Below are 14,194 nucleotides of genomic sequence, written 5' to 3' on the forward strand. Positions count from 1 at the left end.
ATCAGCTCCTTCCCATCGCCAGGGGCACGGGTTTGTAGATCAGGCGCAAGGTATTGGTACTCTTGTCCAGCACAACATCGGCGCCGGTATCAATCTGCTTGCCTACATCGCGCAGCACGTTGATAGGTGTGGCTTTGCGTACCCAGACGTTGACCGGTTTGAGGTCTACGCGTTTGCCGCTTTCCACGTAGGCGTAACCGTAGCGGCGTGCGAACGTCTGCAACAGTTCCTGGGGCTGGCCGATAAAATCGATGTCGACCTGATCGGTGTCGACCGCCGCCTGCCTGGACGCAGCCTGAACGCGGTCGGCGTTCAAGCGCGAGACATAGTCATGCTGAGAGTTGACCGCCACTGCAACCTTGTCCGCGATGATGCGGCTGGCAAAAGCCTCGGTATCCTCAGTGGTTGGCTTGGCCGAGCTTGCACACCCAGCCAGCGCCGCCAACGCAAGCAACAAGCCACCGGCCTTGTAGCCGCGGGCACCCATGAGCATTCCTTTCATGTAGAACTCCTGAAGTTGTGATTCTGGCCAAGCTGGCGAAGCGCAGCCACACAATGTGCTTGCAGCCTCGCGACAATGGGCATTACTGGTAGCTCACCGCCAACTGGCGATGTTGCTGCCGTTCAAGGTACTTGCCCCACTTCACCGCGAGGGGGATAAGGTCTTTCTTGTAGATATCGTTGAATTTGCGCGTTTTGGAATGGTAATTGGCAGCACGCGTCCAGAAATCCTGGCCGTTGTTCTCTTCCAGCTTCTGGCGCAGCAACCAGGCCGCCAGCTCGGCGTTGTAACAACCCCGCCAGGCGACATCGGATTTCGTGATGCTCGGGTAGGAGGCGAATACACCTCTGGGGCCCCAGTGCGTTGTATTGATCTGGAAATGCCCCAGGTCGAAGGTACCGTTTTGATTGGAAACACTCTGGCCGTTCCTGCCACTTTCCTTGCTGGAAATCGCCAGCAGCACGTTGGCCGGCACGCCCTGGCGCTGAGCGGCCTGGATCACGCAGTCTATATCTGCCGGACGCACAGCGTAGAAGCCATCGGCCAATGCGCACGCCGGCCATGAAACGCACAGCAAAATCAGGTACCACCCGGATCGTGTCATGTCAGATGATCCACTTCTGATGTTGGAACCAGAACCAGAATGCGCCTTCGACAAACAGTTGACCGCTCGACACCTGCCAGCTGCGGTAGGACTTCTTCATGCCGAAAACCCACAATGCAAAGCCGATCGACAGCCAGTTCAACGCGATCATGACACCCGCACCAGTGGCCAGCATGTAAACGAAACCCAGGGTCGCTGCCAAGCTGGCAATGAAAAAGGCCCTCGAGTGCAAACGGTGACTGCCGGCAATGCGGTCGAGCTCCTCCCGCTCCAGGGTGGTCAGTTGGCCCCTGACCCTTTCGTTCCGGTAACGCGCTGCATGCTCACGGACTTTTCTGCTATCGGCTTCCTCGAGCAGAGCGAATTGGCAGTTGTTGCATTGCCAGCTATGCAGAACACGCACGCGGCCGCTGGGGTGCTGCTCGATATCCTGATAGTCACCGTCCTGCTGAAGCAGGACTCCACGCTCGCACTCCGGGCAGGCGGGGCTGAAGTTCGAACGCCACAGCGCCTTGATGTGCTGGTTGCCCATGCGCAGTTGGTTCACACCCAGCGCCGCCATAGGCATGGTGATGAACGCGAACTTTGCTGCCCTCTTCCCTGTGCTGAACAACCCCATTTACGTCACCATACATGCTTTAATTACGTTTTTTGATTATCTGTTAGATATCTATCGTCGTCAATTTATAACACAGCTATTCCGATGATTGCCCCTTGGACAGGCGTCTGCACTCATTCTCCAGCTGGCTAAGTTGCTCACGTACACTGCCCAAGGACTGGGGTTCGAGGTCCGCAGGCAAGGTGTAGGTTGTTTCGCGAGCGATGGCCGCACAGGTTTGACTTGCTCGTTCTTGAGCAGCCCATTTCTCGGCCAGCGAGGTGAAAGCCTTGCCTGACGCCAGTACCTGCATGTCGAGCAGGGCTTCTGGTCCGCCCGCAACCAGTGGCACCAAAGGTAGCTCAGGGGTCGGCTCCACTGCCGGAGTTACCGGCGCTGGAAGGGCCGTGTCGGCATACTTCTGCGCAACAGCCAGAATGCTTGTCTCGATAGATGGCAGGGTTGGTTCGCTGGGCGCTGGCTTTGCCCGCGGGGCAGCGTCATGCAAAGCTCCAGTCAGATAAGCCCCCACAATTGCCAGTGAGGTATCGAGGCGGCCCAGCACAGGCCTTTCAGGGTTTGCATAATTGTGCTGGAAGGCCCCATGCATGCGGGCCAGCGTAGGGTCGCCTTTGACCACGCCCCGCACCCGCTTGGCAAACGAACCGTCCTTGAGGCTATCGACCAACGCCTGTCGCGACTGACGGTTCTGCGGCAAGTCCGAAGGTTCGGGGGGCTCCACAGGGATAAAATCGTTGATGCGCATCTCTTTGGGTGCTGGGCCTGCCGTATAGAAGCCAAGCCCGCGAATAAGCGCGACGCCACCCGTCTTCCCGCCCTGCGACTTTTTGCCGATGAGGAACGTAAACTCGCCGTTTTCCTGCATCGCGACGTCGTCGTAGTTGAGCCGGCTGCGCTGTTCGATGGCAATGTTGTCCGACTGCCTGAACGTGTCGTTGACCGCCCCGGAGGAACGCTCGAAATTGCCGAGCATCGCCTGCGAAGACTCGGCTGCCGCCCCTTGAACGCGGCGCCAGGTTTCCGACTCGGTACCGGAGGTCAAACGCCCGACCGCGCGGATGTTGGTGTTTTCCCAGGTAGCGTCGGCCTCTTCGGCACTCGATTTCTTCAAAGATGAAAAATCCTGCGCTGCAAAGGTCACGCTGAAGCCAAGGCTCCGGGCCTGCGCAGGTGCTACAGCAAAGCCAACCACTGCGTAATAGCCGTACTCGTCGAGGATGGTGTAGAACGGGAACTGCGAGCCAGTCGGCCGGCTGTCGATGATCTCGCGCACCACACCTTCCACACGATTGCCCAGGCAGCCAGCCATCATCTGTTTGATGCTGCCGACAATCATCTTGCCGAGCATGCGCATGCTGTCGGGCGCTCGCTCCAGCGCTGGCAGCAACACCACCAGCAACCGCCGGTTGATGACCACATCGTAAAAATCGACATCGCCCACCCGCGTCTTGAAGATATGGCCGTAGTTAAACGTCAGGTCGTTGAAGATCCGCCCAAGCTGCATGACGATATAGCCGTGCTGCTCCAGGGTCTTGGTTTCCTGATTCTTGAACTTGGTTTTCTGGTAACCCGGCAGGGTAAGCAGGTAAGAGCGCAGGGGGGCCACGATCACATCAAACATGTCGCCATATTTGCCACCGTGCTCCCACACCAAGTCTTCGATGACGTTGAGCTCGAAGTACTCCAGGTATTTCTCGGGTGAAAGGTTTATGTGGCCCTTGTCACGCAGGTAAGTCAACGGGCGGGTAAGCGCGGCCACGAACATGATGGCGCGCCCTTTCCACATGTCGCCACCACCACCGGAATCATCCATCAGCGAGACGATGAGTTCGATCAACATGCCCGACGATGTGTTGCCCATCATGTTCATGTTGTTCGTCACCTTGTCGACCTGTTTCTCGACAAAGTCACGGCCGGAGGTGATGAAGTTGATGATCAGCAGGTCGTCTTCGCGCCCAAGGTAACGGGACAGCCTGAAGATTTCCTTTTGCAGCTTGGGGTCACCCTTGCCGTCGACGTAGATGAAGCCGGTGTTCTGTACCAGTGCGTTGAAGACAATACCCAACAGCAGTTCGGTATTGTGGGTGACGAGGCTGTCATCGGTGATGTAAAGATGGTGCGGGTGATCGATCTCGATACACTGACAGGGCGCCTGGCCTGCAGCAGTCACCTTCCACACCGGCGCCCAGCCATCGAACCGGGCGCTGCCACGCCTCTTGCGCACCTTAGGCAGCATCACCGAGACACCGCGGGCAAGCAGCGCCGCGATAGCATCGGTGGTCACGGTGTGGGCCTGCTCGACGCCGTCACGCGCTTTGCTGAGTACACGCCAGAGATGATCGCCCGTTGCCTGGGCACGCCGGCCGTCGCGAGTCGCAACCGTAAAGATCGGCTGCATCCCCTGTTCGATCACCCTCAGCACTGCGGCGTGCTTGCCATCGGGTGTGCAAACGCTGTCACCGACCCTGATCTGGCCCATGCTTACCCAACCGCCAGGGGTTAACACCTTGGCATGCTTGGGCTGCGGCTTACCCGAGCCGGTGGTGCCCAAAACCAGTTGGTGGGTACGCAGGTCGCTATCAGCAGCGTAGATCTGCTCTTTGGTTTCCAGGTCATTACCAAACAAGGTAACGCCTTCGCCCTTCTTGTTGCCTTTGTAAGAGCCGTCGTTGACGTCAGCCAGCTTGGGCACGCGGTACGGAAAATCGAAGGCGCGCTTGTCCACAGAAACGAACTTGCGCGCAAAGGCCCACAACACCAGCAGCAACAACTCGCCCGAAAACGGCACCTTGATCAGGATCAAAGCGAGCACCGGCAAGGCGAAGGTACCGAATACGGCCCCTTCCGCTGACTGGAAGAAGTCGCTGAACCGCTGCCCCGCCAGGCGCGTATCTTTACGCCTACGGTTATTGCTGACCTCATGCTGACGGGATGCGCCCTTGTACTGAGCCATCTGTCACTCCCTCAAACGACGTCTTCGAATGCACTGGCGCCGATGTAGTCGGCAACCAGGTCTTTGGCGATGCGTGCGATCACAGATTGCTCCATGTCGTCATCGACAAACTCCACGTCTTTGAACGTTTCGCGCTTGAGCCGCTCGACCATGTCCTTGCAGCCACCGGATGGGAAACGCCGAGCAAGCAACGCCAGTGCATCCGGGCGGGGCATGTGCTCATACAACATGGTTCTCAGCTTGCGGTCTTCGGCAGTGGTGGTCAGCGCCCAAAGGCGCATCGGCCCGGCAGACATGGTGAACAGCTGGCTGTAGGTAGCGTTCTTGGTTTCAAAGCGAGCCAGGAACGTACAGCCGTGCTTGTTGGCACCGTGTACGAAGTTGACCAGGGCATGCTCCTCGGTATCGGACAGGCCGATGTTCTTGCGTAGCCAGTCACGGGTTTCCTTGGTCCCCGAATCGAGAATGAAGGTCGCCGTGGCGATCTTGGTAAGCGAGCCGAAGTCTTCCATCAGCTGGGAAGCCAGGATGATCTCCATGTTCCACTTACGCGCCTCGCGCCCGTCAGTCTGCATCTGCTCCTGCAAGCCCACATGGCCGCCGGTCTTGTGAAATTCGTCCATGCACATGACCTTGTATTCGTCCACCAGGTCGGCGACGAGGCGTTCATAGAACGGCAGATATTTTTCGGTAAAGAACGGAAAATCTTCCTTGGAGAACGCCACTTTCTTCATAAAGCACTGGCGCGCGATCATGTACATCAGCGCCGTCTGTTTCTTGGCCGAGGCAGACCCCTGCAGCGCCACGTCCTGCAGGTCCAAGGCCACTATACGTGCACTGCCGACGTCGAACCGGGTGTGGTCTGCGAACACCGGGAAGTCACCCACTGCTTCGCGAATACCCAGGATGAAGGCGTCTACCAAGCTGCGGCCAACCTCGCCTGAGCCTTCGTACTCCGCGCGAACTTCTTCCGTCGAGGCCACCGCCACCAGGTCGTTGAGGGTCGGGACGGCATAGCGCTGCGTCACCTCCGCCTCGTAAACCATGCCGGCGTCAAACATCGCATCCACCAGCTCCCAGTAGGTGGTGGCGGGCAGGATGCGGAACCCAAGCTGAGCAACCGCCGTATCTACGACATCATTGTGACCAGGCTTGTAGGTCTCTGGGCTGGCCCGCTCGATCTTGTCATCCTTGCGGCGGTAGGCCAGGTCTACCATGCGGCCAACAAAGTTGCTCATCCCCTCATAGGGTTTTTCCCGTTCAGGCGGCGTCACCAGGATGGTCAGAAAGTTCTTATTGAATTCCCGGTCCTTGGGCAGGGGATAACGCTGGCCCAAGGGGGTATCGAGTGGGTTGATGCAGTCTTTTCGGGCATTCTGCAAACGTTTGTACACCACAAGGTGGTGCAACCTCGGGGGCAGGTTGTCACGCACCAGGTCGCAGAAACCGGAAGACGATATGCCGATATCGGTGATCCCAATGTAGGGCAGGCCCGTCAAGCCAGGCATCAGGCACGACTCGAAATGGTTGTTGTTCATCAATACCGACTTGCCCGAACCAGGCTTGCCGGCGATCAATGTGATCCAGGTAGTCTGCTGGGACGAGAATCGCTGATACTTCAGAATCTTGCCGTCCAGGCTACGGTAGATGGTAGATCCCTCTTGGAACGGTGAAGCCGGGCGGGTCAGCGGCAACATGGCAACGGCATCGCCCAATGGCGCGGCCGCAGGCGTGCCAAGGTGTTTTGTGGTGAGGCCAAGGCAATTTGACTGGAATGCCTGCATCGGGTTGCCCGTACGCTCGATAAACACGGGTTGCCCCCACGCCTCCAGCGTGCGCCATAGTTTGGATTTGCGAAGGGCCAGCTCTTTTATCCCTCGCTCGTCCGGGCTGGACCACGTCATTGCGGCAACCTGCAGCTTGACCATGCACTCGCCGTCACGCACCCGCTCGCGCAACTCCTTGGTGGCCAAGTTGATGTTGCGGTTCTGCTCGGAGGTGATCGACAACAACTGGGCGAACAGGCTCTTCCACGCCAGGACGCTCATCCCGTCCGAAGACAACATGACCGAAACCGAATAGGGCAAGGCCCGCGATACACCGTTTTCCTGGGTCTCGGCCCGGTTCAGGCTATTGAACAAGGTATTGAAGTACTGGGGCTCGGCCGGCGGGATCGACATGATCAGCGGCGCATACACCCGGGCGCCAACGCGGACACTGGTAGGGTCGGGAAGCAGCCCCGTGCGCTGACCATTTCCGATCTCACCCGAAGTGACCATGATCTGGCTGGGCAGTGTGGGGTACATGAATTCCGACACGTCGTCTTCGCGCGTGCTGGTCTTCCACCGCATGGGGATTGCACTGCCCGGAATGTACGGCTTCCATGTTCTCGGTGTGATGTCCGGGTTGACCTTCGCGCGGATCGCGCGAATGGCCTCACTGACGTCTAGCACATCCGCCGAGCAGCCAAACTCTGGCGACGTCAGGTCTTCGGTGATCTTGGTCACGAATGACAGATGACGATCCTTCAGGTACGAAATGGGCCGCAACAAGTTCTGCGCATCGGCGGTAGCGGGCCATTGTGATTGCGCACGAAACTCGTTCAGCGCCTCACGTGCCATGGTCCTTTCGGTCTGATCGAGCAGCGCTGGCCGCGACCAGAACACCAGGTAGCACTCTTCGTCATAGACATACTGGGCATACTTGCTCACGCCCTCGTTGATCAAGTGCCGTACGTTGAGGTTCAGTCGCTCGGCGGTGGCCGCCTGCTGCAAGGCGTTCTGCTCAAGGGGCGCTGTGGCGTCCAGGTCACGGCTGAACACGATCTGCAAGTGATGACCACGTACCTTGAAGTAAACGGAGAGGGAAGCCTCAAGCAGGCTGACCAGCCGCTCGAACTGCTCACGCCCGAGCACACTCTTGGTGCCATTGAACCGCACAATGGACGCGAGCGAGCCGTCGTTGGCGACAATGGCCTGCCCCCCATCAACCGTTTCCAGGTCGCAATAGTCTTGTACGTCGGCTTTCAGTTGGCTCAGAACCGTCAGGATCACCGCCTCGAGTTTGTTAAACATGTCCTTGTTCTCCCTGGATGACTTTCTCAACGGCGAGGCTGGTGAGTGCTGCGTAAAGGTGGATCAAGCGAAATTCTTCATGAGCTGGGCCGCGAGGGCCGTCCAGTTATCCGGCTGAAACAGCGAGCGGTTGTTGGCCGCGTAGTACTCAAGCTGGCCACTGGAAAATGCCTGCCGAGTGGGGAACAGGCGCAACGGTGCCAGCCATTCAGCCCGGTTTGCGTACTCTTCGTCGCTGACAAGGGTCTTGCTGGCCAAGGTTTCCGCCACCGCCAGAACCGTTATGACGTCGCCGTCGAATACCTGCTTGAGTGTGTCACTGCCGCGAAACCTGAATGCCGCCAGAAGGCTGGCCAATTGTCCGTTGGTTTCACCATCATCCAGCAGCTCGGCAACATAAATTGCCCGGGCAACATTGTTGATCTCGGTTTGTGTCATTTCCTGCACGGCGACGAAAAAGCCCGTGCCATTCATGGCACATGCACCGAGATGATGAACCTGACGACAGAGATTGCAGGCTGTGATCAGGTTTTCTTTGATGCAGTTGTCAGGGTTGCTGTCCAGTGCATGGATCTGCTGGAACCTGGCGGATTTGAACCCGCAAAAGCGGCAGGTGTAGTTATCCCGCTGTAACACCGACGTGCGCAGCTTGTCATGCACAGGGCTCATCAATGTGCGCTGGTCATCATCGGAACGCCACAGCGGCCGACGCACCCCGAACACCGGCTGGTTGGCCTCGCGGTTCACATAGCCGGCCGCCTGGGTTGGGGCTTCGACTGCCCTGTGCTCGGAAGAGGGTTTTGCGCTCACGCCTGATTGCCCCGAGGTTGTCCTTTGATCGCGGGGCCTTGCGCCCCGCCTTTACAGCCAGTGGTGCGTCGGCTTAGCCGACGGTGGTGTTGCGCATGATCCACATCACCGTACCCACGCCGGCCATCAACCCGCCAATGAACAGGCCGACGATTGCGGACATCGGCTTTTCACGCTCGTCCTTGGAGGCTTTCCACAAGGTGTACAGCGACATGGCAACCACCACGAAACCACCGATCGAAACCAGGGAAATCAGCAGTGTGGCACCGCCCTGCGCCGTGTCATCGATATTGGACATCACGTCACTGGCAGTCTTGCCGCCCGAGGTGTCCTGGGTCAGATCGGTCTTGGTAATGGCGAACGCCGAAGGCGCCGCCAGAGCACTGATCATGGCAGTGGTAGTGCGGACTTTGGCCGAATCGTAAGCAGCTTTCAGGGTTTTGAGTGCTTTCATGAGTGACGCTCCTTGAGTTTCCTTTATTGAGAAGCCGTTACGACCACGGCGTGAAAAGCCCAACCAGATTGAATCCGATTGTGTTGTTGAGAACATCGCTGAACCATTTGAAATTCCACGCCAGGATGCCGCCGATGATCCAACCGAAGGCGGTACCCAGGCCTGCCTGGGACTGGTTATTGAAGTAACCGTTCACGGTTAACCAGCCCTTGACCATGGCGATGAACCCCACGATCTGCATGATGCCGAGTAGCGCCAACGTCGCCAGCTGAGCCTGTTCCTGCAGGGTGGTGCCAGAGGCGGAATACGACAGCATCCGCGAGTTCGCATAATCACCGGTCAGTGTCCGCGACATGATGCCCATCCACTCGAGGGTACCGATCGCCAGCAGAATCGAGCCGATGAGCAATTGCACGCAGGCCGAACCGACGGAAAAACGCTGCCGCCCGGCTACATACTTCAGCGCGTTGTCATGGGTGACGCCCCATATTTCCACTAGTGCTGCAGAGGTCAGGTAGAGACCGATCAATGCGGCAATGCCCTGGCACATCATGATGGCCGTCGGGACCACTTTCCCGATGTTCACCATCACTTCTACGAGATCGGCATATCCGGCTGCCATGTGAACTTCCCTGGTTAAAGAGCGGGCGAGGTGACCACGATGCCGCTGTTGCTATCAATGGCCAGCACTTTCAGTTCGCGTTGCGCCGGGGGCAATTTATCACCCGCCTTCACACTGTCTTCAGCGTCGCCGTTCTGCACCCAGGCGCGATGCCCAACCACCGCCTGGACCTTGTAACCGCTGGACTGCGGCAAGGCGTGAACGGCCCCGCTTGAGCGCTGCACTTGAGCGGCTGTCGACGTGGAAGCCGAAGCCTTGCGCGGCGGTTTGACGATCTCGACGCGCTGACGACTTGCCTCGAAATCGTTCATGCGCTTGCCCAACGCTTCGAGGCTGCTGTCTAGCTGCCTGATGCGCTCAAGCAACAACTGGGTGTTGCGCTGGGCTTCCTGACGCACGATGTTCAGCTGTTTCTCGCTGTTCTGCTGCGCCACCAGCGCGGCCTGCGCCTGCTCCTTGGATTTGGCCAGCTCAATGCTCAGCACATCCATACGTGCAGGTTGCATCTGCTGGGTCTGTACCTGAGCCATGCGTTGGGCCTTGGCAGTTGGCGACGACGTGGACTTGAGCACTATCACGGCGATCAGGATGAGCGCCACGAAGCTGCCGGCGAACACGCCTATGAGTTTTCCGAACGACCAGTTCTTCATGTCGAACTCCTTATCGAGATTGATCGTGTACGTCTTGCAGGAAGAACAGACCGAAGCCTTTGTTCGCGGGCGTCGCGTAGGTGGCCGGGCGGTTGAAGCCGCGGCGCACCTCTGAAGCGATTGAGGTACCAAGTTCACCTACGGACGTGCCGATTACCTGCTTGGTCGAAGGCTCGGTTGTGGTCTGGGCCACCACACCGCTTGGGCTGATGATGGTGGTACCGGCAGTTTGCTGATAGGCACGCCCGTAACCCGACAACAGCGACGCTGCGCCAAGTGCGAAGTAGCGCTCCATGGTGTGGTGATCCTTCGTTTCCGCGATGCCCTGCTTCGCGTCATCCTCACGCAGGGCAACCGCGCTGATACGCATGGTTGGCCTCGAGTCATTTACGGGCGGCGCAAGGATGGTGAACTTCACACGAATGTTGTCCGGCGCCTGCTCGATCTTGCCGATGAGCTTCGAGCCATTCCATTTACCGCCACGCACGGTCGCCAGTACGTCACCCCCGTCGTCTGTATTGACCTCCGCATCAAGCGTGGCGTACATGATGGTGCCGGTCTTGATCAACAGTTCCTTGTCAGTATCACCTACCGCCTCGATGGCGTTCGGGTCCTTTTCTTCCTTCACGGTGCGTTGCACTGCACCGGTCTGGGCGCCGCCGTTACGGCTCACCGGGTAATAGCTGACCGTGCTGAAGCTGGTCGTGTCGGCAAAGCCTTTGGCTTTTTCCGTTTCCCCCATCATTTGCTTGATGGACTTGAGGGTTTCGGAACGCAGCTCGTTGACATAGGCGTCACGCTCCTGCTCGGCCTTCTTCAGCTCCTGCTCGATACGCCGACGCTCTTGCTCGGCGTTCTGCTCGCTCGCAGCCTGATAGGCTTGCCGCTGCGTATTGCCAGCTGGCATTGAATCAGCCGCCTGTCCACCGAAGCTGATCGCCGGTACCTCCGGCTGATCTTGTTGATAAGGCTGCCCGGGCACATTGAACTGGGCGCCCTGGCCACGATAGCGCTGTTTATCACCCTCCACTATGTTCGGGTCGAAGCCTGGCTGGTAGGAGGCGCCTCGCTCCGCAGCCTGCTCGGCTTCCAGCGTGCTGCGTTGAGCCCGGCGCTGGGCCTCGGCAGCCGAGATCGGCTCTACCGATACCTCAGGTTGCGGCGCACGCGGTACATCCACAGATGACGCCTTGCCAGCAGGGCCCTCTTTAGACTTCATGCCGTTGTAGGCCAGCGCAGCCAGCGCGACGATTACCAGTGCTGCCGCGATCAGCGACACCTTGCCTACCCCCGAGCCGAAGACCGCCTGCAGGTTGCGCTGCATCTCATCGGACTTGCGGGCTTTGGCACCGTTTCTACCGCCAGATTCGTCACGGTCGGCCACCAGTGGCTCGTGCTCTTCATCGAAACCTGCGTCACTGGGCGGGGTTTTGTTATCGCTCATTGCATATTCCCTTGCTCGATGAAGACAGTCACGGCTTGCCCGCCGGTGGTGAACGTAACGCTGTTCTGCAGCCCGGCGTAGCGATAGACAGCTACGCCAGTGGTGCTTCGCGCAGCATTGGTGTAAGCCGGGTACTGCGCGTCAGCCTTGGCTTTCACATACATGTTCGGGCCGTAGCGCCAGGCCTCTACACCATCCAGGCCAGTGACTTTCAGGCGCTGTGCCTCCTTGGGCGGAACGCCATCGAGGAAATACGCCAACGCGTCGTCAATGCTAGGCATCTGCAACAGAGAAATTCTGGCCACGGCGTCCGGGTTGCGCCCTGGAACCTTGGCGTCCACCCGCATGTCCACCTCTTCCTGGCCTGCTGCCAGAATGAGAATGATGGGGGTAGCCAGCCCACGCAGCGTGACGGTCACGTTGCCGTAAGCGGCTGCGGTGGCCGGGTCGAGTGTCAGAATGTTGGTAGGCACCGCTGTGCCGTCCTGGCCATTCTGGCTGCCCCGCTCCCGGCCATCGCGGAACAGTTCGCGATTGATCGACACGTTCTGGATCATCCAGGGTTGCCCTGCGTAGTCCGAGAACACGATCGAAGACTGCTGGCCCTTGCTTAGACGTACGATGGGCGGCGCCACACCCGGGTCCAGGTTGAGCGCAAGTGTGCGGGTAACGGGCTTGGCAGGGCTGACATAAGCATTGGCCTTCTGCTTTTCTCGCTCAAGCCAAAGCGTCTTGATGAGCTCCAGTTGCGCAGGCGTCAGTTGAGAATCCCGCACATCCTGAACGGTTTCGCCAATGACATCTTCCGGGCGGGGGTAGACCACCTGAGCCACACTCGAAACCTGCCGGCCCAGCCCATTGGCCGGGGGCTGGGGCGGTGCGTTGTAATCCTGCATCGGCTGGGCTTGCCGGGCCACATCCCCAACAGCGGCAGCACGTTGTGGCTCATCGGCAAACGCGGGGATGGCGATAGCGCTCGCAAGCAACGATGCGATCAGATGCTTCTTCATGGTCACTTCCTTGGGATGTACGGCGACAGCTGAACAGAATCGACGGCGATGCCTTTGGTATTGGTGGCCGAGGCAGGGATCTGAACAATGGTCACGGCGGCCAGGAAGTCCTGGCGAGACCGAGGCTGCTGGTCGCCCCCGACGTAGAATTCGATGGCAATGGGTACTTGCACCAGCCAGTAGTTCTGCCCGGTCGCCAGCACCCCACTCTCTTCAACCTGGGCAACCTGGGTGGCCATGGCCCGCAGGATCATGCGGCCCTTGAGCACCCTTTCCAGGTTGCCGGAGTCGTCCAGCGTCTTGAGAAACGCTTTGCGACCATCATCCGTGTACCACCGGGCGCCTGCTGCGTTGAGGTTGGAGCGGTAGTTCACGTAATCGTACGAGTAGGAATTGACCACTGCGTCCTTGGCGAACTCAGCCAGCGTTGCCGGCGTCACGCGAGGGTTGGCCTCGGTCGAGACCTCACAGATCGCGTGGTTGTCCGTGGTGGGGATCCAGCGGTACTTCGGGTACCAGAAAACCACCGCCGCGATAGTCACGCCAAATACGCAGGTCAGCGCCAGCAGTTGCCCCCATACGCGCTTATTGCGGCGCTTGAGGTCCAGGCACTCGAGCTGAAGGCGCTTGACTTCCCTGACAGTGGCAGCGGCCTCGCCAGGCGTTTCGTCGAGGGCCAACTCCAGGAGCTTTTTTTCATCGGTGGCTGGTTTGCCATCCGGGGCTCCACCTGCAGGGGCTCCGTGTTGGGTTTCCTTACTCGACATTACGGATTTCCCCTGTCGTTCCGTCATAAATGCAAATCGAGTCGGTTCCGTCATAGAACACGACATTTTCAAAATTGGTTTGTGTGACCAGCCAGATGGCGGCAATGGCCACGCAAGGCAGCAGTGCAAGGCATGCCCACTCCCCTATATCCAGCAACACGGCAAGGATGCGGTTGTAGCGGCGCAGTGCCCGCACATCCACATCATCACCAGCACCGGCGCCCCATGCCGTCGACGTTGATTCGAATCGATCCATATCTCGCTCCATGCGGCGGCATTTTCATGCAAAACTTAGAAATACGCAACACCGAAATTTTGACATCAACAAAAATATCAGAACTATCACAACTGATTTTCCAGCGCTGGAGCCAAGCAACGTGTACGGTCTGAGGGTTGAGCTAATGCCAGATCCCTCAAATCAATCTCAAAAAGGGTCGCTGGATTGGTTATAAATACTGAGATCACCACGATATTCCGCAATTTAGATTACAAAAAGCGAAAAACGCTACCCCTACCCATCCGTTGAAAAAATCATAAGCAAGCAGTTTTTTTTGATGGCCATAGCGATTCATCCCCACCGAGTTTTGGCTTTCCGTAGGCAACAGTGCAGCCCTCCGGGCCTTGTATACAAAGCACCAGGCTAATAAAAACAGCAGGCATTGAAAGCGGTGGTCGTCCTCCATGA

General features: G+C 58.5%; 13 protein-coding genes. All 13 read right to left on the bottom strand.

Annotated elements, in window-relative coordinates; genetic code table 11:
• Position 1: 1 nt before the first annotated feature.
• The 13 genes from PPA02S_RS12095 to PPA02S_RS12155 all read right to left on the bottom strand — a co-directional run bounded on the left by PPA02S_RS12095 (position 2) and on the right by PPA02S_RS12155 (position 13,765).
• Entirely contained in the window at positions 2–502 is a 501-nt protein-coding gene (locus PPA02S_RS12095) for a DotD/TraH family lipoprotein (protein WP_236408498.1), read from the bottom strand.
• An 82-nt stretch (positions 503–584) separates the two neighbouring features.
• Positions 585–1,049 carry a transglycosylase SLT domain-containing protein gene (locus tag PPA02S_RS12100; protein WP_236408500.1) on the bottom strand — a complete coding sequence of 155 codons (465 nt, stop codon included), beginning with the start codon at positions 1,047–1,049 and terminating at the stop codon, positions 585–587.
• A 58-nt stretch (positions 1,050–1,107) separates the two neighbouring features.
• Positions 1,108–1,725 (bottom strand): hypothetical protein, encoded by a 618-nt coding sequence (locus PPA02S_RS12105; protein ID WP_028632696.1) that lies wholly within the window; start codon positions 1,723–1,725, stop codon positions 1,108–1,110.
• 76 nt (positions 1,726–1,801) lie between these two features.
• A complete protein-coding gene (locus PPA02S_RS12110) occupies positions 1,802–4,678 on the bottom strand; it encodes a TraM recognition domain-containing protein (protein ID WP_028632697.1) in 2,877 nt (958 codons plus the stop codon).
• 11 nt (positions 4,679–4,689) lie between these two features.
• Positions 4,690–7,752: a putative type IV secretion/conjugal transfer ATPase gene (locus tag PPA02S_RS12115; RefSeq protein WP_028632698.1), complete on the bottom strand. Its 3,063-nt coding sequence runs from the start codon at positions 7,750–7,752 to the stop codon at positions 4,690–4,692.
• A 63-nt stretch (positions 7,753–7,815) separates the two neighbouring features.
• Positions 7,816–8,499, bottom strand: a complete 684-nt coding sequence (locus PPA02S_RS12120; protein WP_245614688.1) for an HNH endonuclease — start codon at positions 8,497–8,499, stop codon at positions 7,816–7,818.
• Between the two features lie 136 nt (positions 8,500–8,635).
• Positions 8,636–9,016, bottom strand: a complete 381-nt coding sequence (locus PPA02S_RS12125) for a hypothetical protein (RefSeq protein WP_028632700.1) — start codon at positions 9,014–9,016, stop codon at positions 8,636–8,638.
• 37 nt (positions 9,017–9,053) lie between these two features.
• Entirely contained in the window at positions 9,054–9,638 is a 585-nt protein-coding gene (locus PPA02S_RS12130) for a hypothetical protein (RefSeq protein WP_028632701.1), read from the bottom strand.
• Between the two features lie 14 nt (positions 9,639–9,652).
• The gene (locus PPA02S_RS12135) at positions 9,653–10,288 is read right to left on the bottom strand and encodes a hypothetical protein (RefSeq protein WP_028632702.1); all 636 of its coding nucleotides are present in this window, start codon (positions 10,286–10,288) and stop codon (positions 9,653–9,655) included.
• Positions 10,289–10,298: 10 nt separating this feature from the next.
• Positions 10,299–11,732: a type IV secretion protein DotG gene (locus PPA02S_RS12140; protein WP_028632703.1), complete on the bottom strand. Its 1,434-nt coding sequence runs from the start codon at positions 11,730–11,732 to the stop codon at positions 10,299–10,301.
• On the bottom strand, positions 11,729–12,742 hold the full coding sequence (locus PPA02S_RS12145) for a DotH/IcmK family type IV secretion protein (RefSeq protein ID WP_028632704.1): 1,014 nt from the start codon (positions 12,740–12,742) through the stop codon (positions 11,729–11,731). Before PPA02S_RS12145 ends, PPA02S_RS12140 begins: the two co-directional genes overlap by 4 nt.
• 2 nt (positions 12,743–12,744) lie before the next feature.
• Positions 12,745–13,509 (bottom strand): DotI/IcmL family type IV secretion protein, encoded by a 765-nt coding sequence (locus tag PPA02S_RS12150; protein WP_028632705.1) that lies wholly within the window; start codon positions 13,507–13,509, stop codon positions 12,745–12,747.
• Complete coding sequence (locus PPA02S_RS12155; RefSeq protein ID WP_028632706.1) at positions 13,499–13,765, bottom strand: hypothetical protein; 267 nt, start codon at positions 13,763–13,765, stop codon at positions 13,499–13,501. The genes PPA02S_RS12150 and PPA02S_RS12155 overlap by 11 nt, the downstream gene beginning before the upstream one ends.
• Positions 13,766–14,194 lie beyond the last annotated feature (429 nt).

It is taken from the genome of Pseudomonas parafulva NBRC 16636 = DSM 17004 (assembly GCF_000730645.1).
In the GTDB taxonomy this organism is placed as follows: Bacteria; Pseudomonadota; Gammaproteobacteria; order Pseudomonadales; family Pseudomonadaceae; genus Aquipseudomonas; species Aquipseudomonas parafulva.

What these genes read in the sequence shown, in the direction of transcription:
- PPA02S_RS12095 (WP_236408498.1), bottom strand. Translation starts at nt 502, where the DNA reads ATGAAAGGAATGCTCATGGGTGCCCGCGGCTACAAGGCCGGTGGCTTG.
- PPA02S_RS12105 (WP_028632696.1), bottom strand. Translation starts at nt 1,725, where the DNA reads ATGGGGTTGTTCAGCACAGGGAAGAGGGCAGCAAAGTTCGCGTTCATC.
- PPA02S_RS12110 (WP_028632697.1), bottom strand. Translation starts at nt 4,678, where the DNA reads ATGGCTCAGTACAAGGGCGCATCCCGTCAGCATGAGGTCAGCAATAAC.
- PPA02S_RS12115 (WP_028632698.1), bottom strand. Translation starts at nt 7,752, where the DNA reads ATGTTTAACAAACTCGAGGCGGTGATCCTGACGGTTCTGAGCCAACTG.
- PPA02S_RS12125 (WP_028632700.1), bottom strand. Translation starts at nt 9,016, where the DNA reads ATGAAAGCACTCAAAACCCTGAAAGCTGCTTACGATTCGGCCAAAGTC.
- PPA02S_RS12130 (WP_028632701.1), bottom strand. Translation starts at nt 9,638, where the DNA reads ATGGCAGCCGGATATGCCGATCTCGTAGAAGTGATGGTGAACATCGGG.
- PPA02S_RS12135 (WP_028632702.1), bottom strand. Translation starts at nt 10,288, where the DNA reads ATGAAGAACTGGTCGTTCGGAAAACTCATAGGCGTGTTCGCCGGCAGC.
- PPA02S_RS12140 (WP_028632703.1), bottom strand. Translation starts at nt 11,732, where the DNA reads ATGAGCGATAACAAAACCCCGCCCAGTGACGCAGGTTTCGATGAAGAG.
- PPA02S_RS12145 (WP_028632704.1), bottom strand. Translation starts at nt 12,742, where the DNA reads ATGAAGAAGCATCTGATCGCATCGTTGCTTGCGAGCGCTATCGCCATC.
- PPA02S_RS12150 (WP_028632705.1), bottom strand. Translation starts at nt 13,509, where the DNA reads ATGTCGAGTAAGGAAACCCAACACGGAGCCCCTGCAGGTGGAGCCCCG.
- PPA02S_RS12155 (WP_028632706.1), bottom strand. Translation starts at nt 13,765, where the DNA reads ATGGATCGATTCGAATCAACGTCGACGGCATGGGGCGCCGGTGCTGGT.